We start from the raw sequence: 18,485 nt of genomic DNA, 5'->3' as shown, positions 1-18,485 counted from the left end.
GGTGAACTCCAGGGAACCGGCCACGAAAGCATGGCCGCGTTTAGTCCCCGAGCGGGCGCGCAGGCTGACGGGGCCACCACGCTGACCAACGTCTACCCGGGCGAAGTGCTGCCAACGGAGATCCGGGGCATCGGAACCGGCTCCGCTGTAGCGTCAGCCGCGTGGGGGCGCGCACTGACCCGCGTCCGCTGCGTTTTCGACTCGCATATCCATTCCGGACCGGGAACGGCACTGGCGCACCTCATATACGGGGTGCGCCGGCGCATGTACGCGTCGAAATCAAATGTGCGCGTCGAAAGCCGCGCTACTCCTTGAACAGCCCCGCCAGGTCCTCGGCCGTGATGGCACCGCCGGTCAGGGCATCGCCCTCCATCACGTCCGCGAACAGCTGCGACTTGCGGGCTTTGAGTGCCATGACTTTCTCTTCGATGGTGTCTTTGGCAACCAGCCGGTACACCATCACGTTCCGGGCCTGCCCGATCCGGTGCGTCCGGTCCACGGCCTGCGCCTCGGATGCCGGGTTCCACCAAGGGTCCAGCAGGAACACATAGTCCGCTTCAGTGAGGTTGAGCCCGAACCCGCCGGCCTTCAGCGAGATCAGGAACACCGGGGCGGAACCATTCTTAAACTCGCTCACCACGTCAGCGCGGTTGCGGGTGCTGCCATCCAGGTAGCAGTACTCCACGTTCTCGGCGTCCAGCCGCTCGCGGACCTTGCCCAGGAACCCGGTGAACTGGCTGAAAATCAAGGCGCGGTGCCCCTCGGCCACCAGATCCTCGAGCTGCTCGAACAGCACGTCCAGTTTCGACGACCGCACCGCGGACAGCGCAGGATCCACCAGCGAAACGTCCAGGCTGAGCTGCCGCAGCAGGGTCAGCGACTGGAAGATGGTGAACCGGTTCTTGTTCACATCCTCGATCAGCCCCAGGATCTTCTGCCGTTCCCGCTGCAGGTGCGTCTGGTAGACCTTCTGGTGCCGAGGGTTCAGCACTACCTCCAGGATCTGCTCCTGCTTGGGCGGCAGGTCCTTGATCACCTGGTCCTTGGTGCGGCGCATCATCAGCGGGCGGACCCTACGGCGAAGCTTCTCCAGCTGCCCCTTGTCGCCGTTCTTTTCCACCGGCTTCTGGTAGTACTCGGCGAACCGTTTGGGGCTGGCGAACAGGCCCGGCGCCACGATGGACGTCAGCGCCCAGAACTCCATCAGGTTGTTCTCCAGGGGGGTGCCGGTGATGGCCAGTTTGAAGGCGGCCGGCAGTTTCCGGGCGCACTGGTAGGCCTTGGACTGGTGGTTCTTCACGAACTGGGCCTCGTCCAGCACCAGCCCGGACCAGGCGTGGGTGGCGTACGAGTCGTAGTCGATCCGGAACAGCGCGTAGGACGTGATCACCACATCCACACCGGCCAGCACCTCCGCCGGGTCCTGCCGGCTCTTGGCGAACGTCTCGCCCACCGCACGCACCGTCAGGCCCGGCGCAAAGCGTGCAGCCTCCGCGGCCCAGTTCCCCACCACGCTGGTGGGTGCAACCACCAGGAAAGGCGCGACGGCGGCCGGCCGGGAGGCGGGTGAAGGCACCGTGGCGGCGGCAGCAGCGCCGTCGGCCGCGGCGCTGCTGGCCGCTTCAGCGAGCTCCTTTGCCGCGCACATCAGGGCGAGCGCCTGCACGGTCTTGCCCAGGCCCATGTCGTCGGCCAGGACGCCGCCCAGGCTGTGCCGGTAGAGGAACGTGAGCCAGTTGAAGCCCTCCAGCTGGTACGGGCGCAGCTCGGCGTTGAGGGAAGCCGGCAGGGGCAGCCCGTCCACGCCGCCCTCCAGCAGCCCGCCCACGGCGGACCGCCACGCCGCAGCCTGCTCGTCCACGATCCCCAGCTGCGCCAGCTCGTCCCACAGCCCGGCCTGGAAGCGGCTGATCTGCAGCGGCGCGTCCTTGTTGTCCTGCAGGGACCGGGCTTCCTCGATCAGCGCCCGCAGCTGGTGCAGCTCCGGCAGGTCCAGGGAGAAGTAGGCTCCGCTGGGCAGCAGCATCTTGGTCTGGCCAGCCGCGAGCGCGGAGAAGACGGCGGCGAAAGAGACCGGCTGGCCCTCGAGGGAAATCTGGATACCCAGGTCGAACCAGTCCCGCTGCTCGGTGGCCTTGGTGGAGATCGAGACGACGGGCGCTTCCTCCGCCTCGCGGTAGTCCGCGATCTCGCCGGTGGTGTCCACGTCCACGTCCGGCGTCCGGCGCAGCCGCGGCAGCACCTCTTCGGTGAACGCGAGGGTGTCCAGGCCGGTGAGCTCGGCGGTGGCCGCCAGCCGCGGGGTGCCCCACCCGTCCGTGGCCGATTCGGCCAGTGCCGGCACCGTTTCCCACGGCCGTCCGACGCCCTCCAGGATGCGGGCCTCGGCGGCGTCGTCCCGGTAGCCGGGATCGCCCGGGTGGCGCCACAGCGGCTGGGCGGTCACCAGGCTGCCCGACTTGTAATGCCATTCCCAGTGCAGCCGGACGCGGTGGTCCGCGCCGTAGTTGGCCAGCAGGGACAGCGTGGGGACGGCCAACGAGGGCAGCTCCACGGACTCGTCCCGCGCGGTGACCCGGGCCGTCTGCTTGAGCTTGGGGTAGAAGCCGGTGAGGAAGCGGGATTCGTCCCTGGCCGGGATGTGCAGCGTGCTGCCCGCGGTCACGAACGCCAGCAGCTCCTCGCTCAGGCCCTCTTCCAGCGGCGCCAGGGTGATGACGTCCGGGTCGCCGGCACCCGCGAGTGTGTCGCCGGTGCCGGTGAAGAAGATGCCGTGCGCGGGGCGGCCGATCGTCCCCACCGTACCCGGGCTGACCTCAGTACCCTGCACGGTGATGGTGGGCGCGAGCTCCAGCCCGCCGTCGTCGGCCGCCTGCCCGGTGCTTTCTGCAGCAGGCGCTCCGTAGCGCCCCAGGTTAAGCCCGACGGCGGCGGGAGACTCCGCGAGCCGCACCGGTTCGCTGCCACGCGTGTGGACCAGGGCGAGCCCGATCTTCTTCGCCTCCGCCAGCAGCCGCCACAGGTCCTTGCCGGCATAGGAATTGAGGCCCAGCCACATGAGGCCCGAGGGGTTGTAGGTCCGGCTGCCGGACGCTGAGAACCCCGACAGGAAGTCCTGGAGCCAGCGGACATGCTCCTCGTTGCAGTCACGCCGGAAGCCCATGTAGCTGAGAGTGTTCCAGGTGACGTCGCCGCGGATCCACTTGCCCCGGGCGCCCATTATCACCGGCCGGGCCTTGAGCTGCCGGACGCCGCGGACAGGGTCGCGCCGGCCTGTGTACGAAAAGTGCGGCGCCGGTTCCTCCACCTCGAACTGGAGCGCCAGGGGAGTGCCGCCGGATTTCTGCGCCGGGTCCGGGCGTGAGATCAGCGGGCTGAGGGCCTGCTCCCAGTCGGCGAGGGCGGCCGCAGGTTCGCGGGAGAGCTGCGGCGCCATGCCGGGGGAGAGAAGCTGGACGCGGATGGCCGGGTTGTCCTCGGCCGCGAACAGGAGGGCGGCGACGTGCTTGCAGTCCTTCCGGACCGGGCAGCTGCAAACGCCCACCGTGCAGCTCCAGCCTCCGCCGCGGCGCACCAGCTTCGCCGTGGTGGAGTAGGGCACTTCCGCGCCGCCCCGGACCTTGCCGAGCATGAGCCCGGTGCCGGCGTCGAACGATATCCCGGACACGCGGCTTCCCATGGCATACGCCAGTCCGGCCGCCAGGGAGCGGTCGTTGATGGCTGGGGTCTGGATCGCCAGGTCCGCACTCTCGTCCGGTTGGGATGGCATGGGGGCGCTACTTTCAGCAGGCCGCGGCGGGGCCGGGTCCGGTGGGTGGTTATCTAATCCATCTTAGTTCCGGCATGGGACCGGTCCGAACCGGCAGGACCGTGCAGAACCCGGGGCGGCAGGCCGCCGTCGGCCGTTCCCCGAACTTCGCGGCCCTGAAAACTTCGCTTGACGTTCACTTCCTCCTCGGCGGACCCGATGCCTGCCCCACGTAGCGTGAAAAGTGTTCCCCACCCTCCACTACAAGAACAGCGAGGATCCCATGATCACCACCCCGCAGCCTGTCGTCCTGACCAGCACCGGCATTGATGGCACCGATGAGGAGGTGGTGGAGTCGAACATCAGCATTGTCGATGCCATGCACACAGCCCTGCTCCGGGCCGAGGAGATGTCGCCCGTTGCCATCCGCAGCTACTACGTGGACTTCTACCTCACGCAGGCGCTGGAAGGCGGCTTCGCGCAGTACGTCTTCATGACCCTGGACCGCGGACAGACCGACGCCCTGATCCGTGAGGGCATGACCGGTATGGGTGCCACGGCGCACCTGGACCTGTTCAACCGTGCCGCCGCCGCGTTCGACGCCCTCTCCGGGGAGGACAGCGGGCACTACCTGGACGGCGCCCTGGACGACACGGAGGAAACTCCCGAAGCCGTCCTGCACATGGAAGAGCTCGACGGTGAATTCGAGGAACTGCTGGAGCGCGAAAACATCACTGCCCTCAACGCTGCCTGGCTTCGCGGCCAGGACGACCTGCTGGTACTCAACGACGAGGACGTCGCCGGCCACATTAAGGAGCTCGTGGCCCGGATTCCGGACCTGCCCGAGCGCCAGGCACAGGCCGACGCCGAGGCGCTCGCCGACGCCCCCGACTTCGAGGTCATCATCCGCGAACTCTGCGACATCGCCGGCTACAGCCTCGAAAAGATCACCATGGGCGACCCCAACTACATGCACGACGGCGAAAAGACCCTCGCCTGGCACTTCAGCACCGACCACGGCGATTTCCTCATGGTCGAGGAAGAGGACGAGGCGTTCATGATCAATCCGGAAACCCTGGAGATCGTGGCGGCAGTGGAGTTCGAGGAAGAGGACGAGTTCGAGGAAGCCCAGCTGGCGCGCCGGTAGCGGATATGCCCGGCCGGCCGAAGCGCCGGCTCAGCTGTTCCGGGCCAACGCGTCCGCCAGGATGGCCAGGAGTTCGTCGTCCACCTGGTCGGGGGAAGTCAGCCGGACCCGCAGCGTGAACGGATCGTCCGGCCGGGTCCGCACCTGTTCCAGCCTTCCGCCGGCGGGGGCGTCCAGGCGCAGGATCACATCCACGGCACTGTTGGTGGTGCGGGTGACCTGCGCGAACTTGCGGCGTGGGCCCTGGAGTGAAACGAAGCCCTTGCGCAGCTGGACGGACACGCCGTCGGTGGCTGCGGCCCAGGCAAGGAGGGCGTCGGCGATGGGCCGGAGGTGCGGATGGGATGCGTACTGCCCGTCCAGCAGTTCGTCGGCGTCGCGCAGCATGAAGTCCGGGTAGCCGAACATCTCCCAGGACACCGCATACTGTGCGTAGCCCGTCACGCCGAAACCGTCGCGCATCCAGTCGCGGAGCCCGGCGTCGCTTTCCACTCCGGCCGCGCGTGCCTGCTCCACCCAGTGGTGCACGTCCTGACCGGTCTTCCGCAGCAGGAGCGCCTGGTTGCCGGCCACCATGGACTGCCACGTGCCGGCCCCCTGCGGCGCGCCGGAATGTGGGCGGGAGGCGGGAGCCGTGTCTGATGTGGGCATGCACCGATCGTAGCGGCAGCCGTCACGACGGCGGCAACCACCCCGTCAGCGCGGGGCCCGGGCGCACGGCGGGCCCCGTGGAACGCCCCATGAAAAGAATTTTGGCGCCAGCGTAACTTTCCCGGCGGCCCGGGCGATGTAGGAGGTGATGGGCCCGCCCGGCGGGCCTGATCGGACCAGTCTTCTACGCAATCTGGAGTTCCTTTATGTCTTTCTTCACTGTCCTCGCCACCAGCAAAGTCGCCGCCGGAGTCCTGGCCGCAGGTACCCTCGCCGCCGGCGGAACCGGTGTTGCTGCCGCTTCCGGCGTCCTCCCCGGCCAGGCCCAGCAGACCGCCCACGAGGTCTTCGGCGCACCGGCTCCGAAGCCGGCCGAGGTTTCTGACGTGCAGTCCGCCGTGGCCGCTGACGCTTCCGCGGACGCCGAGGCTGCCGGGACCGCTGAAGTTTCCGACAGCAAGGTTGCAGCCCAGGCTTCCGCTTCCGGCGAGGCCGCGGGCGCTGTCGACGCTGCCGGCGCTGCGGCCCTGGGCCTCTGCACCGCCTACACCAGCGGTGGCCTGAACGCCTCCTCCGAGGGCTTCTCCTCGCTGGTCATCGCCGCCGAAGGCGAAGCCAACATCGAGAGCTTCTGCACCGACGTTGCCGCCCAGGCGGACGCAGCTGCCGAGGCCCGCGGCGAAGCCGCAGGCTCGGGAGCCATCGAGGTTGAGCTGCCGGAGGCCCCCGAAGCGCCGGCCGCCCCCGCTGTTCCTGAGGTCGACGGCGAATCCGCCGTTCCGGCTGTTCCCGCAGTTCCCGCCGCAGGCGCCGACGCCGTGGAGTCTGCCGCGGTTTCCGTTCGCTAAGCGGACTTAGCTAGTCTGGACGACTGGCTTACCTGCGGGGCCGGCCCGGGCCGGCCCCGCAGGCAACCTGCCGCCTTCCGGAAGGAACCGCTGGTGCTGGACACTTTGGCCCAGGAAGAGACCGACATATTCGACGACGCAGCCGGGACGGATCCGGCCGCGCTCTTCGCTGTTGCCTACCGGTCCTTCGCCGGCCCGGTGCTCGGCTACCTTAGAGCCCGCGGCGTGGACGACCCCGAAGCGGTCACCCAGGACGTCTTCATGGCGTTCTACCCGATGGTGGAGGAACTCACCGGCGGGCTGCAGGGCGCCAAATCGCTCATTTTCTCGATCGCGCACGCGCGGCTGGTGGACCATTACCGGCGCGTGGACCGGCGGCCACGGCTCAGTCCGTACGATCCTCAGGACGACCACCGCACCTCGCCCTCGGCCGAAGAGCAGGCGGTGGACCCGGGCGGCGGCGCATCGGCACTGCTGGAAGGGCTCAGCCGGGAACACCAGGAAGTGCTGGCCCTGCGCGTAGTGGCGGACCTGTCCATCGAGCAGGTCGCCGGCATCATGGGCAAGAGCACCGGAGCCATCAAACAGCTCCAGCGGAGGGCCCTCCAGAACCTCAAAGAACAAACACTGACTGATCAAACGCTGACAAGAAACCGGGCGAACCATGAGTGACACCGCAGGAAACCACCACGACCGCGTGGTGGACCAGCTGCTGCTGGAAGCAGGGCTGGACGACGACGGCCAGCTCCGCCCCGCGCTGCTGGAGCTCCACGCCCTCGCCGGTGCCGCACCTGAACCGTCCGCGGCGATCGCCGCGCTGATGGCCGGGCATGCGCCCCAGGCGCGCACCGCCACTGCCGTACCTGCGCACCAAAGCCGGCATGCCGGCGTCGTCCCTTCCGCAGCGGCCGGGGACGATTTCCCCGTCCGTGAACCGGCGGTGGAGGAACCGCCGGTGGACGAACTGGCCGCCCGCCGCCGGTTCAAGCGCCGCGCCACCCTCACCGCGCTGTCCGTCGCCGTTTCGCTGACCGCCGGGGGAGCAGTGGCCGCCGCATCGGACCAGGGAATCCGCCAGTCCATCAGCGACCTGAACGTCGCGGTCACGGCCTTTGTGACCGGCGGCAAGCCGGCCGGGGACGCGCCGGAGGTCCCCGGCGGCCAGGATGTGCCGCTTCCCGCAGGGCCCGCGCCGACGCCGGCAGCTCCGTCCCCCGCGCCCGACGGCGGCACCCCCTCAGCGCCGGCCGTCCCGGGAGCCGGCACTACAGCACCCGGGAAGGACCCCGGCATCGGGACTGGCGGGGGCCCGCCGGAGCGGATCCTGCCGTCCGAACTCCCCGGCGGGCTTACCGGCGGAGTGGAGCAGCCGCCGAAGGTTCCCGTCGATGGATACCCGGACGTTCCGCTGCCCGACGCGCTTCCGGAGCCCCCGCTGCCTTAAGCGCAGGTTACCTGCGGCCCGCCTAGTCCATCCGGGCGAGGCGTGCCCGGACCATCATGTACACCCCGTAGCAGACCAGGCCTGCGCCCACGGCTGCCAGCAGGTAGACGCCGAACGGCTGGTCGCGGAGGGCGCGGAGCCCGCCGTCCAGGCCGGTGGAATCTTCCGGATGGGCCTGCAGGGTGGCCACCACGATCAACAGCCCGGCGAGCAGCAGGACGGTTCCCTTGGCCACATAGCCGGCGATCCCGAGGGCCCGGACGGCCTTGCGCATGCGGTCGTTGGAGGGCATCACCAGGTGTTTCTCGAAGGACTTCCGCAGGCCGCGGATGCCGTAGGCCACGCCAGTGACGGCGATGCCGGCTCCGAGCAGGACCAGCAGGGCAATGCCTCCGGGGGCCTGCATCATCTTGATGGTGAAATCAGAGGCGCTGCGCTGGTTGTCCGCGCCGGAGCCGGTTCCCATGGCGAAGGAGAAGAGGGTCAGGGCAAGTCCTGCATACACGATGGCCTGCGCGGCGGCTTTGCCTTTCCTTGCGGCTTTCTTCCTGGTCGGTAGCCGGTTGTAGTCAAAGATTGCGTCGCTTGCCTGCCACAGCGCCAGCGCGGCACAGGCAACGAAGCTGGCCCAGAGCAGGAACGGCCCGGCCGGTTGGGTGGACAACTCCGCCACCGCGCCGCTGAAATCCGCGTTGCCGGTGCCGCCCATCGCGAGCCGGACAGCGATCGCCCCGACCAGCAGGTGCAGGATCCCGCTCGCAGCGAAGCCCGCCCTGGCCAGCACTTCCATGGTCCGTGAGTTCGTCACGTTCTCCGCCGCGGCGGCGGCCTGCTTCAGTTCTCTTTTGATGACTCGTCCTTTACGCAAAGCGCACACTGCGCGCGGGTGCCGGTTTCCCCCCACCCAAGCCCATCGTGCCACTACTGCCCTGCGAAGGACAGCAGGGCAGCGGTCAGCGCCTGCGGTAGCAGAGATCGAAGATCAGCCGGCCGGCCTCATGCGCCTTCGCTTCGAAACTGGTGCGGATCCGCCCCTCGAAGCGGGGTGCCCAGCCGCCGGTCTCGTCCACACCCTCGTTGGGGCCCGTGTGTTCGGTGCTGACCGGGGCGCGGCCCTCGCGCACCGGGGCGCCGCCCACCACGGTTTCGACGCCGGTCTGCCACACCTGGGTCAGGGGGCTTTCCGGGCCGCGGCGTTCGCCGGTGTGCAGGTTCTCGAAGTCGGGAGAGCCGGCCAGGACATCGCGGACGTGGACGGCGTAGTTGGACCAGTCCGTGGCGATCCGCCAGAGCCCGCCCGGCTTCAGCGCGCGGGCTGCGAGGGCGGCGAATGCGGGCTGGATGAGGCGCCGCTTGTGATGGCGGGACTTGTGCCACGGGTCCGGGAAGAACACCCAGAGCTCGCTGACTGATCCCTCGGGGAGCATTGTGGCCAGGACCTCGGGGGCGTTGGCTTCCACCACCCGCACGTTCTTCAGGCCGCGGCTGTTGATCTTGATGATGGTGTTCGCCAGGCCCGGGGTATAGACCTCCACGGCCAGGAAGTCGGTATCCGGGTTCTGCTCAGCGGCGTGGCAGATGGCGTCCCCAAGCCCTGAGCCGATTTCCACCACGAGGGGAGCCTTGCGCCCAAACTCCGCTTCGGCGTCGAACGTGTATTCCGGATGAACGGAGGTGTTGGCGACGTGCCGCGGGACGTCAACCGCCCACCGTTCGGCGTGCTCCTCCCAGGCAGCCTGCCGGCGGCCCTGCAGGCGCGTGCCGCGGCGGACGAAACTGACCGGACGGCCGCCGTACGTGCCGAACGATGCCTGGGTCCCGGGCGTGACGGGCCTCGGGACATGCGGCTGCTGGGGGTCTTCTGGGGATTCGCTCATCCCTCCAAGGATAACGGGGCCCAACCGGCGGACAATCAGGGTTTCCACCAGCCCAACGCGCACGCGGTCAGTGCAGCCCCAGGAGGCGCAGGCCCGTGACCAGCGCGAGGACCACCACGAGGCCGCAAATACACATGGCCGCGACTGCCGCTTTCCAGTCCCCGGACCTTCGCGGGGAACCCCTTACCGCGCGTATGGCAAGCACAACCGATATCACGGCAAAAAGTACGGGAGCGCTGTAAAACAGCAGCGCAACCAGCCATGGAAAAGCAGGCGGGCCGTTGTGGGGAGTGGTCATGAACATCAGGATCATTGCGCCCGGTGCAGTGAAGTTCATGCTGGCCACGCACAGGCACGCCACAATCAGGCTGGACAGGCCATTTGCACCCAGTGGACCTCCGGAATGCTTCTTTTTGCCGCCGGCAGCTTCACCGTCGGACGAGCTTCCCCGGGTGGCGTCAGGATGTTGGCGTTCCGGAAGCGGTGTCGGTCCCATTTTTCTCCTGGACGTGTTGAAGGCGTGCAGTACGGCTGGTCGGGTCTCCACCTTATGAAGGCCCCGGCGGGACGGTCGAGGGCATTCCCGCCCTTTGTGGATAACCCTGCAGCTGTCCCTGCCTGACAGAATGGCCGGATGAGGGAAACGACAAGGGCACGGGCAGGGAGGCGCCGAAACGCAGGAACGGAAGTCCGGCAATCCCTGCCCGGCACCCTGGTGGACGCGGAAGTCGATGAGGTGCCGGCGCCGGCACCCACGCAGGTGGGAAGCCGGCGGCAGCTCGCTTTCCTGGGCGTCTGCCTGGTGCTCATCGGGCTCAACCTCCGGAACGTCTTCTCCAGCTTCTCCGCGGTACTGCCCGAAATCCGGGCAGAGGCTGCCCTGCCCGGCTGGGCTGTGGTGGTACTGACCACTGTGCCCGTGACACTGCTCGGCGTGTTCGCGCCGCTGGCGCCCGCCCTGGCCCGCAGGTTCGGTGCGGAACGGGTCCTGCTCGGCGCCATGGCTGTCCTGACGGCAGGGCTCCTGCTGCGCCCCGCGGACCTGGGCGGACACCTTCCCGCGCTCCTGGCCGGGACGGCCGCCTGCGGCGCTGCCATCGCGCTCTGCAACGTCCTGCTTCCCGGCCTGGTGAAGCGTGACTTCCCCCATCGGCTGGGCCTGATGGGAGGGCTGTACACCACGGCCATCTGCGCGTCCGCGGCCCTCGGGGCGGGCTTTACCTACCCCGTCTACGCGGCCACGGGAGAGTGGACCCTGGCCCTGTGGCTCTGGGCGGCGCCTGCCGCCGTCGTACTTTTCCTGTTCCTGCCCGTCGCGGTCCGGCAGCGCTCTGTACGGCACCGCGCCATCCACGAAGGCGTGAATGTCTGGCGCTCCGCGGTGGCGTGGCAGGTGACCCTGTTCATGGTGCTGCAGGCCATGATGTCCTTCAGCGTGTTCGCCTGGCTGGCGCCGATCCTGCGCGAACGCGGCGTGGACGGCGCGACTGCGGGCCTGATCGTGTCAGCCAGCATCGTGCTGCAGATGCTCGGTTCCCTGTTTGCACCGGCCCTCGCGGCCCGGTTCCGCGACCAGCGCGCCATCAATACGGTGGTGGCGCTGATGACCGGTGCGGGTTTTGCGCTCAGCATCTTCGGTCCGCTGGAGCTGGTGTGGGTGTGGGCCGGGCTGCTGGGACTTGGCCAGGGCAGCCTCACCGCAGTGGCGCTGACCATGATCATGCTGCGCACCCGGGACGGGCATACTGCCGCGCACCTGTCCGGCATGATGCAGGGCGTGGGCTATGGGCTCGGCTCCACGGGGACGCTCCTGGTCGGGCAGCTGCATCAGGGAACGGGTTCCTTCGCTGCCGCCGGAATCCTGTTCCTGGTGGTCGGGGCCCTGGCGGCAGTGTTCGGCTACCGTGCAGGGCGGGACCGCTTCGTTGGCTGAGGTGCGGGCGGACCCCGCCACCCGGCCCGGCGGCAGCGTCCTCCGGCGTCCCTTCCTCTGGGTGACCATCGGGACGTGCGCGCTGGTGTTCCTCGCAGCATTCGAATCCCTCGCGGTGACCACCATCATGCCCCTGGTCAGCCGCGAACTCGACGGCGCCGGTCTGTATGCCCTCGCGTTCGCCGGGCCCATGGCCACTGGTGTGATCGGCATGGTGGGCGCGGGCAACTGGTCCGACCGTCGCGGCCCCGCCGCCCCGCTCTACGCTTCGGTGGCACTCTTCGCGCTGGGCCTGCTGATCGCGGGCACCGCCGCCAGCATGCCGCTGCTGGTGGCCGGCCGGCTGGTGCAGGGCCTCGGCGGCGGAGCGCTGACCGTTGCCCTGTACGTGCTGGTGGCCCGGATCTACCCGCCCCAGCTGCACCCGAAGATCTTCGCTGCGTTCTCGGCCGCCTGGGTCATCCCGTCCCTGGTGGGACCCTTCGCCGCGGGCATCGTGGCGCAGGTGTTCAGCTGGCACTGGGTGTTCCTCGGCGTGGTGGGGCTCATCGTCCCGGCGCTGGCCATGGTGGCGCCGGTGCTGCGCGGCCATGGCCCGGCCTCGGCGGAGGGCCCGGGGGAATCCCCGCGCACCTCGTGGGCTCCGGACAGGCTCGCCTGGGCTGCGCTGGCCGCAGTCGCGGTCCTCGGGCTGAACCTCTCCGCAGAAGTCCGCATCCCGGGATTCCCGCCCGCCACCGTGCTCCTGGCCGTTGCCGCCGTCGTCCTTGCCCTCGCGGCAGTCCGCCCGCTTGTCCCCCGGGGCACCCTCACGGCCCGCCGCGGCCTGCCCAGCGTGATCCTGTCGCGCGGCATGGTTTCGGCGGCGTTCTTCGGCGCGGAGGTGTATCTGCCGTACCTGCTGATCGAGGAGTACGCTTTTTCACCCACCTTCGCGGGGCTGACGCTGACCCTGGGAGCGCTGGCGTGGGCTGCTGCAGCCGCTCTGCAGGGGCGGCTGGGCGACCGGCTTTCCCATCGCACCGCCGTGCGCGCCGGGTCGCTCATGGTCCTGGGCGCAGTGATCCTGGCCCTGGCGACGGCCGCGCTGTACTTGCCCGCCGCCGTCGTGATTTCCGGCTGGGTGTTCGCCGGCGGCGGCATGGGGATGCTCTACCCGCGCCTGAGCGTCATGACGCTGGCGCTCTCCAGCAAGGACGACGAAGGGTTCAACAGCTCCGCCATGTCCATCGCTGATTCCCTCGGCGGGGCGCTGGCGCTCGCCGCCACGGGCACCGTCTTCGCGGCGTTTACGACGACGGCGGCATCCTTCGCCGGGGTCTTCGCGCTGACCGCCCTGGTTGCCTTCGCCGCCGCCTTCGTCACGCCGCGGGTCGCGTCCCCGCTTGACGGGGCTTAGGGCAGCCTGGTGGCGCGGACCACGACGTCGGCGATGACCGCCTCCTGGCCGTCCGGTCCGGTAACGGGACGCTCGCGGCTCGTCTCCACCTCGAGCTGCCACCCCCGGCCGTCCAGTTCCAGCCCGCGGACCAGTTCGTCGCCCGTGTAGAACATCTCGCGGTGGTTGTGATGGCCGGCGCCCCACGGCGGAAGCCGGTCCGGATGATGCCCCACCACCAGCAGGGTTCCACCGGGCTTGACCGCCGCAGCAGCGGCCCGCAGCGGCCCTTGCCAGCCCAGTTCCTTCGAGTGCAGGAACTGGGAGGTCACCAGGTCGAAATGCCCTTCGGGCCGCCAATGCTCCAGGTCGGCCTGCTGCCAGGTGATCCGGCTGGCAATGGCGCCATCGGCCGCGTGCACGCTTTCCCTCGCCAGGACAGCCTTCTCATGCGACTGCGCGCGTTCCAGCGCGACGGCAGAAACGTCCACGGCCGTCACCGTCCAGCCCTGCTGCGCCAGCCAGATGGCGTCGGCGCCCTCGCCGCAGCCAAGGTCCAGCGCCTTGCCCGGCCGCAGTCCGCCCGCCTCCCGTACCAGCTGCGGGTTGGGCCTGCCGCTCCATATCTGTGGCTTGGTCCGGTATCTTTCGTCCCAGATCGACGCGGCATCGTCACCGCGGATCCCGCTGCCGATGCCGCCGTCGCCCCCGTCCGGGGAGGCACCGCCGTCGTGCGTGCCATGGTGGTGTGCCGACTGTTCGCTCATGCCTCAACACTGCCCCGCCGTGGCGCCTGAGGCAACGCCTCAGGCCTGCCGCGGCGGGGGAAGCTGCGAAGGATGCTAGACTGGTGGAACTTGATGTGCAGTGATGCCCGGGTTTCCCTTCATAAAAGGGTCTGGGCTTTTTTCATGTGAGAGGCACATCCTGCGTCGATGAACGCGTTCCATTTGGTCCCGGCCGCCGCTTTGCATAAGCGGCAGCAGGCTGGCGTGACCACCTGACTTTTCTTCGGCGAACCCTTGAGCCAACCGGCATCGGGGGCCGATGTCCGCACGGACACCGCCAGAAAGACCTTTGACTTAATGACTACTTTTGCTGCCCTCGGCACGCCCAAGGCCCTTGCCGACACCCTCACCGCCCAGGGAATCGAAACCCCGTTCCCCATCCAGGTGAAGACCCTCCCGGACACCCTCGCAGGACGCGACGTCCTGGGCCGCGGCCGCACCGGCTCCGGCAAGACCATCGCGTTCGCCATCCCGCTGGTGGCACGCCTCGCCGAGCGCGAAGCACCATACTTCCGCAAGCCCGGCCGCCCCATGGGCCTGGTCCTGGCACCCACCCGCGAACTGGCCACCCAGATCAACGCCACCATCGAGCCGCTGGCCAAGGCCGCCGGCCTGAACACCACGGTGATCTACGGCGGCATCTCCCAGGCGCGGCAGGAAAAGGCCCTGCGCGCCGGCGTCGACATTGTCATCGCCTGCCCGGGCCGCCTTGAGGACCTGATCCGCCAGCGCATCCTCACCCTGGAAGCCGTGGAAATCACGGTCCTGGACGAGGCCGACCACATGGCTGACCTCGGCTTCCTGCCCGTGGTGAAGAAGCTCATGGACATGACCCCCAGCCAGGGCCAGCGCCTGCTGTTCTCCGCCACGCTCGACAACGGCGTGGACAAGATCGTCCAGCGCTACCTGTCCAACCCGCTGACCCACTCCGTGGACGATCCGCAGGCCGCGGTGACCACCATGGAGCACCACGTGCTGGTGGTCAACGACCAGACCGTCAAGAAGCAGCTGATCGTTGAGCTCGCCTCCGGTGCCGGCCGCCGCGTCCTCTTCATGCGGACCAAGCACCACGCCCGCAAGCTGGCCAAGACCCTGACCGACGCCGGGATCCCCGCCGTGGACCTGCACGGCAACCTGTCGCAGAACGCCCGCGACCGCAACCTCGCCGAGTTCTCCAACGGTGACGTCCGCGTCCTGGTGGCCACCGACGTCGCTGCCCGCGGCGTGCACGTGGACGACGTCGAACTGGTAATCCACGTTGATCCGCCCACCGAGCACAAGGCGTACCTGCACCGCTCGGGCCGTACCGCCCGCGCCGGTTCCGACGGCACCGTGGTCACCCTGACGCTCCCCGAGCAGCAGACCGACGTCAAGAAGCTCATGAAGGCCGCCGGCGTGGACGTCAGCTTTGAGCGCGTCACCGCCAACTCGCCGATCGTGGCCGAACTGGTGGGCGAGATCGCAGACAAGGTTGACCCCCGCACCCGCGCTGCGCTGCTGGCCGCCAAGGCTGCCAAGCAGGGCGGCGGCACCTCCACGGGCGCCAACGCCGAGCGCAAGCGGGCCCGCCGCCAGGCTGCACCGACCACCGGTGGACGCGGTGGCCGTGGCGGCCGCGGCAAGGTCTCGGCTGAGCCGGTCCGCACCGACGTCCCCCGCGCCGAGCGCCGGGCGGCAGCCTTCGAAGGCCGCACCGAAGCCCGCGCAGCCTTCGACCGTGTGGCTGAGCAGAATGAGGACCGTGCCATTGCGGCAGCTGCGGCCCGCCGCAATGGCCGTGGCCGCGGCATCGCCGGCACCCACCGCAACGACGTCCCCGCAGCAGGTGGCCGCTCATCGGCCGGCCGCGGTTCGGACGGGCGCGCCGCTGAAGGCCGCACGGATTCACGCATCACCCGCAGCGACGCCCCCCGCGGCGGAACCGGACGTCCGGCTTCCTCCGGCGGACAGCGCAGCGGACGCCCGGCAACCGGCCAGCGCGCCGCGGCAGGCGCAGGCGCCCGCACCGGCGGCCAGCGTTCCGGCGAGCAGCGCTCGGGTGGGCAGCGGACCGGCAACGGCGGCAGCAAAGCTGTCTGGTCCTCCACCACCGGCGGAACCTCGGGCGGCTCGTTCGCAGGCGGCGGCTCCGGCCGTCCGGCCCGCAGCGGCCCGCGCCGTGCATCAGCTCCGGCGTCGAACGAACGCCGCAGCCGCTAACGTTACGGATTTCCGCTACTGAAACGGACAGCCGCTACCCGGATCACGGGCGCGGCTGTCCGAATCTGTAGCGGAAACCCAGGGCTTCACCAGCCCCGGGCGCGCCACTCATCCAGGTGCGGGCGTTCGGCACCGAGCGTCGTCGGCTTTCCATGGCCGGGATGTACGACGGCGGCATCCGGGTACGTGCCGAACAGCCGGTCAGTGACGTCGGCCAGCAGTGAGTTGAACCGTTCCGGGTCCTTTTGCGTGTTGCCCACACCGCCGGGGAACAGCGAATCACCGGAGAAGATGTGCGGCGGCCCGTCCGGGTCGCGGTACACGAAGGCGATGGAACCTGGGGTGTGCCCGCGTAGGTGGACAGCCTCGAGCTGGAACCCGTCCACGGCTACCGTGTCCCCGTGCGCCAGGCGGCGGTCCACCGGAACGGGCAGCGCATCGGCGTCGTCCGCTCCCGCAGCGGTGGGCGCACCGGTCGCGGCAACCAGCTCCGGGAGCGCACGGACGTGGTCCCAGTGCCGGTGGGTGGTGGCGATCAGTGCGAGCCGGGGCGCGGCGGACGTGTCCGCGGCGGCGCCTGCGAGCAGCTGCCGGATGGCCGGAAGGTCATCCGCGGCATCGATCAACACCTGTTCCCCGCTGGCTTTGGCCGTCAGCAGGTATACGTTGTTGTCCATCTCGCTGACCGAAATCCGGCGGATGGTCAGGGCAGGCAGGTCGTAGACCAGCGAATCCATGGTCCCCGCCCTATTCCCGCCCCTGCGACACCCAGTTGGGATCGGCGGACCGGGAGCCGACGACGGCGGCCGAGGCTGAGTCCAAGGCGTCCAGTTGCGCGGGGGTCAGCTCCAGGGCAAGCGCGCCAAGGTTTTCGTCGATCCGGGCCGCCTTGCGGGTGCCGGGGATGGGGACCACCGGAAGATCCAGCCGCTTGCCCTGCGCCAGCAGCCAGGCCAGGGCGACCTGCGCCGGGGTGGCGCCCAGCTGCTCCGCAACGGCCTGCACGGCATCCACCACGGCCTGGTTGGCGCTGGCGGCCTCCGGCGCGAACCGCGGAATCTTGCGGCGGAAGTCGTCGGAACCCAGTGCAGAGGCGTCAACGGTGCCGGTAAGGAATCCCCGGCCCAGGGGCGAGTAGGGCACGAAGCCCACACCCAGGGCGGCTGCGGCAGGAACAACGTTGCGTTCCACGTCGCGGCTCCAGATGGACCACTCGCTCTGGACGGCCGCAATGGGATGGACGGCACAGGCTTCTTCGAGTTCCTGCGCCGTCACCTCGGACAGGCCAAGGTGCCGGACCTTCCCCTGCTGCACCAGCTCTGCCATGGCCTCCACGGTTTCCACAATCGGAACGCGGAGGTCACGGCGGTGCATGTAGTAGAGGTCGATCACGTCCGTGCCCAGCCGCTGGAGGCTGCGGTCCACTGCCTGCCGGACGTAGGCGGCGTCGCCCCGGATGTCCGTGTACCCGTCCGTGGGCGTGCCCACCAGCGCGAACTTTGTGGCCAGCTGGACCTCGTCCCGCCGCTCCTTCAGCAGCCGGGAAATGAGTTCCTCGTTGCTGCCCCCGCCGTAGATATCCGCGGTGTCGATGAAGCTGACACCGGAATCCACCGCGTGGTGCAGCGTCTCCAGGGCCTCTGCCGGATCCACCTCGCCGTAGACGGGGGTCAGGGCCATGCCGCCGAAGCCGAGCGGGCTGACGTTGAATCCGTCTCCCAGGGGGACTGAAGGGGTCATCAGGGTTCTCCTCGTTTTACCAGTTGATGATGCGGTCTGCGCCGGCCTTGGTGGCCATAATGATGCGGGCGTTGGCTTCGTCGGGTCCGGCGGCCCATGCCTGCGCCGCCCGGGGCTCCATACCGAACCCGATGTGCCGGGCCACCAGCCGGCTCATCCGGAGATCCTGCGGTGTGTCCACGAACCAGGCCTCGTCCAGCTGGGCCCGGATGTCCTTCCACGGTCCCTGCTCCACCAGCAGGTAGTTGCCTTCCGTGATGACCAGCGGCACCGCGGCAGGCACGGCGATCGACGCGGCCACGGGTTCGTCGATGGTGCGCCGGAACTCCGGTGCGTACACCACTTCCTCGTCCCGGCTCACCAGGCGCCGGAGCAGTGCCAGGTACCCGCCGGCGTCGAAGGTGTCCATGGCTCCTTTGCGCTGCCGCAGCGGCGTGCCGTCAATGATGGCGTTGGCCAGGTGGAAGCCGTCCATGGGCACCACCACGGCGGAACCGGGCCCGAACTGCTGCTGCAGCCATGCCGCGAACGTCGATTTCCCCGAGCCCGGTGCGCCGGCGATGCCCAGGATGATGCGGCGGCCGTCCGCGAACCGCCCGCGCAGGGCGTCGACGGCCTCGGTGATCTCGGGGGAGTCCATGGCAAAAGCCTAAACCGGACGGGGAAGCTCCGACGCCGGGTTCCCCCGCCTTTGGTAGCCGGAAGGCCGCGTACGACGGCGTTTCGCCGGGA

Annotated in this window: 16 protein-coding genes; 7 read left to right on the top strand and 9 right to left on the bottom strand. The window is 69.3% G+C overall.

Translation table 11 applies throughout. The features are described from left to right. Positions 1-304: 304 nt before the first annotated feature. Positions 305-3,769, bottom strand: coding sequence for an SNF2-related protein (locus ACIQCM_RS07625; RefSeq protein ID WP_400605272.1), 3,465 nt, complete (start codon positions 3,767-3,769; stop codon positions 305-307). Positions 3,770-4,031: 262 nt separating this feature from the next. On the opposite strand from ACIQCM_RS07625, the gene ACIQCM_RS07620 reads away from it, so the two are divergent. Continuing rightward, positions 4,032-4,895: a hypothetical protein gene (locus ACIQCM_RS07620; RefSeq protein ID WP_400605465.1), complete on the top strand. Its 864-nt coding sequence runs from the start codon at positions 4,032-4,034 to the stop codon at positions 4,893-4,895. A gap of 30 nt (positions 4,896-4,925) precedes the next feature. Here the strand turns inward: ACIQCM_RS07620 and ACIQCM_RS07615 are convergent, their stop codons facing one another. Beyond that, complete coding sequence (locus tag ACIQCM_RS07615; protein WP_400605270.1) at positions 4,926-5,546, bottom strand: DUF5655 domain-containing protein; 621 nt, start codon at positions 5,544-5,546, stop codon at positions 4,926-4,928. 206 nt (positions 5,547-5,752) lie between these two features. Between ACIQCM_RS07615 and ACIQCM_RS07610 the strand changes: the two genes are divergently transcribed. The 3 genes from ACIQCM_RS07610 (at position 5,753) to ACIQCM_RS07600 (ending at position 7,838) form a co-directional block, all read left to right on the top strand. Next, positions 5,753-6,394 (top strand): protein tyrosine phosphatase, encoded by a 642-nt coding sequence (locus ACIQCM_RS07610; RefSeq protein WP_400605268.1) that lies wholly within the window; start codon positions 5,753-5,755, stop codon positions 6,392-6,394. A 93-nt stretch (positions 6,395-6,487) separates the two neighbouring features. After that, entirely contained in the window at positions 6,488-7,066 is a 579-nt protein-coding gene (locus tag ACIQCM_RS07605) for an RNA polymerase sigma factor (RefSeq protein WP_400605266.1), read from the top strand. Beyond that, entirely contained in the window at positions 7,059-7,838 is a 780-nt protein-coding gene (locus tag ACIQCM_RS07600) for a hypothetical protein (RefSeq protein ID WP_400605264.1), read from the top strand. Before ACIQCM_RS07605 ends, ACIQCM_RS07600 begins: the two co-directional genes overlap by 8 nt. A gap of 22 nt (positions 7,839-7,860) precedes the next feature. Here the strand turns inward: ACIQCM_RS07600 and ACIQCM_RS07595 are convergent, their stop codons facing one another. The 3 genes from ACIQCM_RS07595 to ACIQCM_RS07585 all read right to left on the bottom strand — a co-directional run bounded on the left by ACIQCM_RS07595 (position 7,861) and on the right by ACIQCM_RS07585 (position 10,211). Then, the gene (locus ACIQCM_RS07595; RefSeq protein WP_400605262.1) at positions 7,861-8,706 is read right to left on the bottom strand and encodes a DUF1206 domain-containing protein; all 846 of its coding nucleotides are present in this window, start codon (positions 8,704-8,706) and stop codon (positions 7,861-7,863) included. A gap of 85 nt (positions 8,707-8,791) precedes the next feature. After that, the gene (trmB, locus tag ACIQCM_RS07590; protein ID WP_400605260.1) at positions 8,792-9,715 is read right to left on the bottom strand and encodes a tRNA (guanosine(46)-N7)-methyltransferase TrmB; all 924 of its coding nucleotides are present in this window, start codon (positions 9,713-9,715) and stop codon (positions 8,792-8,794) included. Positions 9,716-9,782: 67 nt separating this feature from the next. Further along, a complete protein-coding gene (locus ACIQCM_RS07585) occupies positions 9,783-10,211 on the bottom strand; it encodes a hypothetical protein (RefSeq protein WP_400605258.1) in 429 nt (142 codons plus the stop codon). Between the two features lie 138 nt (positions 10,212-10,349). On the opposite strand from ACIQCM_RS07585, the gene ACIQCM_RS07580 reads away from it, so the two are divergent. Both ACIQCM_RS07580 and ACIQCM_RS07575 read left to right on the top strand, forming a co-directional pair. After that, positions 10,350-11,648 (top strand): MFS transporter, encoded by a 1,299-nt coding sequence (locus ACIQCM_RS07580; RefSeq protein WP_400605256.1) that lies wholly within the window; start codon positions 10,350-10,352, stop codon positions 11,646-11,648. A gap of 1 nt (position 11,649) precedes the next feature. Then, positions 11,650-13,047 carry an MFS transporter gene (locus ACIQCM_RS07575; protein ID WP_400605463.1) on the top strand — a complete coding sequence of 466 codons (1,398 nt, stop codon included), beginning with the start codon at positions 11,650-11,652 and terminating at the stop codon, positions 13,045-13,047. Here ACIQCM_RS07575 and ACIQCM_RS07570 read toward each other — a convergent pair. After that, positions 13,044-13,793 carry an SAM-dependent methyltransferase gene (locus ACIQCM_RS07570; protein WP_400605254.1) on the bottom strand — a complete coding sequence of 250 codons (750 nt, stop codon included), beginning with the start codon at positions 13,791-13,793 and terminating at the stop codon, positions 13,044-13,046. The two genes, ACIQCM_RS07575 and ACIQCM_RS07570, sit on opposite strands and share 4 nt — an antisense overlap. A 318-nt stretch (positions 13,794-14,111) precedes the next feature. Here ACIQCM_RS07570 and ACIQCM_RS07565 point away from each other — a divergent pair, with 318 nt between their 5' ends. After that, positions 14,112-16,013: a DEAD/DEAH box helicase gene (locus ACIQCM_RS07565; protein ID WP_400605252.1), complete on the top strand. Its 1,902-nt coding sequence runs from the start codon at positions 14,112-14,114 to the stop codon at positions 16,011-16,013. A gap of 86 nt (positions 16,014-16,099) precedes the next feature. Here ACIQCM_RS07565 and ACIQCM_RS07560 read toward each other — a convergent pair whose 3' ends face one another. Genes ACIQCM_RS07560 through ACIQCM_RS07550 form a run of 3 tightly spaced genes read right to left on the bottom strand, consistent with a single transcriptional unit; the run spans position 16,100 to position 18,393 of the window. Then, positions 16,100-16,750, bottom strand: coding sequence for an MBL fold metallo-hydrolase (locus ACIQCM_RS07560; RefSeq protein WP_400605250.1), 651 nt, complete (start codon positions 16,748-16,750; stop codon positions 16,100-16,102). A 10-nt stretch (positions 16,751-16,760) separates the two neighbouring features. Next, positions 16,761-17,753, bottom strand: a complete 993-nt coding sequence (locus ACIQCM_RS07555; protein WP_400605249.1) for an aldo/keto reductase — start codon at positions 17,751-17,753, stop codon at positions 16,761-16,763. A 16-nt stretch (positions 17,754-17,769) separates the two neighbouring features. Next, positions 17,770-18,393: a nucleoside/nucleotide kinase family protein gene (locus ACIQCM_RS07550; RefSeq protein WP_400605247.1), complete on the bottom strand. Its 624-nt coding sequence runs from the start codon at positions 18,391-18,393 to the stop codon at positions 17,770-17,772. Positions 18,394-18,485: the final 92 nt, after the last annotated feature.

It is taken from the genome of Pseudarthrobacter sp. NPDC092439 (genome assembly GCF_044754945.1).
Lineage (GTDB): Bacteria > Actinomycetota > Actinomycetes > Actinomycetales > Micrococcaceae > Arthrobacter.
This window is presented reverse-complemented; position numbering and strand designations above follow the sequence as displayed.

Excerpts from the sequence above, each read along its gene's own strand:
- ACIQCM_RS07585 (WP_400605258.1), bottom strand. The coding sequence starts at position 10,211 with ATGGGACCGACACCGCTTCCGGAACGCCAACATCCTGACGCCACCCGG.
- ACIQCM_RS07580 (WP_400605256.1), top strand. The coding sequence starts at position 10,350 with ATGAGGGAAACGACAAGGGCACGGGCAGGGAGGCGCCGAAACGCAGGA.
- ACIQCM_RS07555 (WP_400605249.1), bottom strand. The coding sequence starts at position 17,753 with ATGACCCCTTCAGTCCCCCTGGGAGACGGATTCAACGTCAGCCCGCTC.
- ACIQCM_RS07600 (WP_400605264.1), top strand. The coding sequence starts at position 7,059 with ATGAGTGACACCGCAGGAAACCACCACGACCGCGTGGTGGACCAGCTG.
- ACIQCM_RS07550 (WP_400605247.1), bottom strand. The coding sequence starts at position 18,393 with ATGGACTCCCCCGAGATCACCGAGGCCGTCGACGCCCTGCGCGGGCGG.
- ACIQCM_RS07610 (WP_400605268.1), top strand. The coding sequence starts at position 5,753 with ATGTCTTTCTTCACTGTCCTCGCCACCAGCAAAGTCGCCGCCGGAGTC.
- trmB (WP_400605260.1), bottom strand. The coding sequence starts at position 9,715 with ATGAGCGAATCCCCAGAAGACCCCCAGCAGCCGCATGTCCCGAGGCCC.
- ACIQCM_RS07620 (WP_400605465.1), top strand. The coding sequence starts at position 4,032 with ATGATCACCACCCCGCAGCCTGTCGTCCTGACCAGCACCGGCATTGAT.
- ACIQCM_RS07560 (WP_400605250.1), bottom strand. The coding sequence starts at position 16,750 with ATGGATTCGCTGGTCTACGACCTGCCTGCCCTGACCATCCGCCGGATT.
- ACIQCM_RS07625 (WP_400605272.1), bottom strand. The coding sequence starts at position 3,769 with ATGCCATCCCAACCGGACGAGAGTGCGGACCTGGCGATCCAGACCCCA.
- ACIQCM_RS07570 (WP_400605254.1), bottom strand. The coding sequence starts at position 13,793 with ATGAGCGAACAGTCGGCACACCACCATGGCACGCACGACGGCGGTGCC.
- ACIQCM_RS07615 (WP_400605270.1), bottom strand. The coding sequence starts at position 5,546 with ATGCCCACATCAGACACGGCTCCCGCCTCCCGCCCACATTCCGGCGCG.
- ACIQCM_RS07565 (WP_400605252.1), top strand. The coding sequence starts at position 14,112 with ATGACTACTTTTGCTGCCCTCGGCACGCCCAAGGCCCTTGCCGACACC.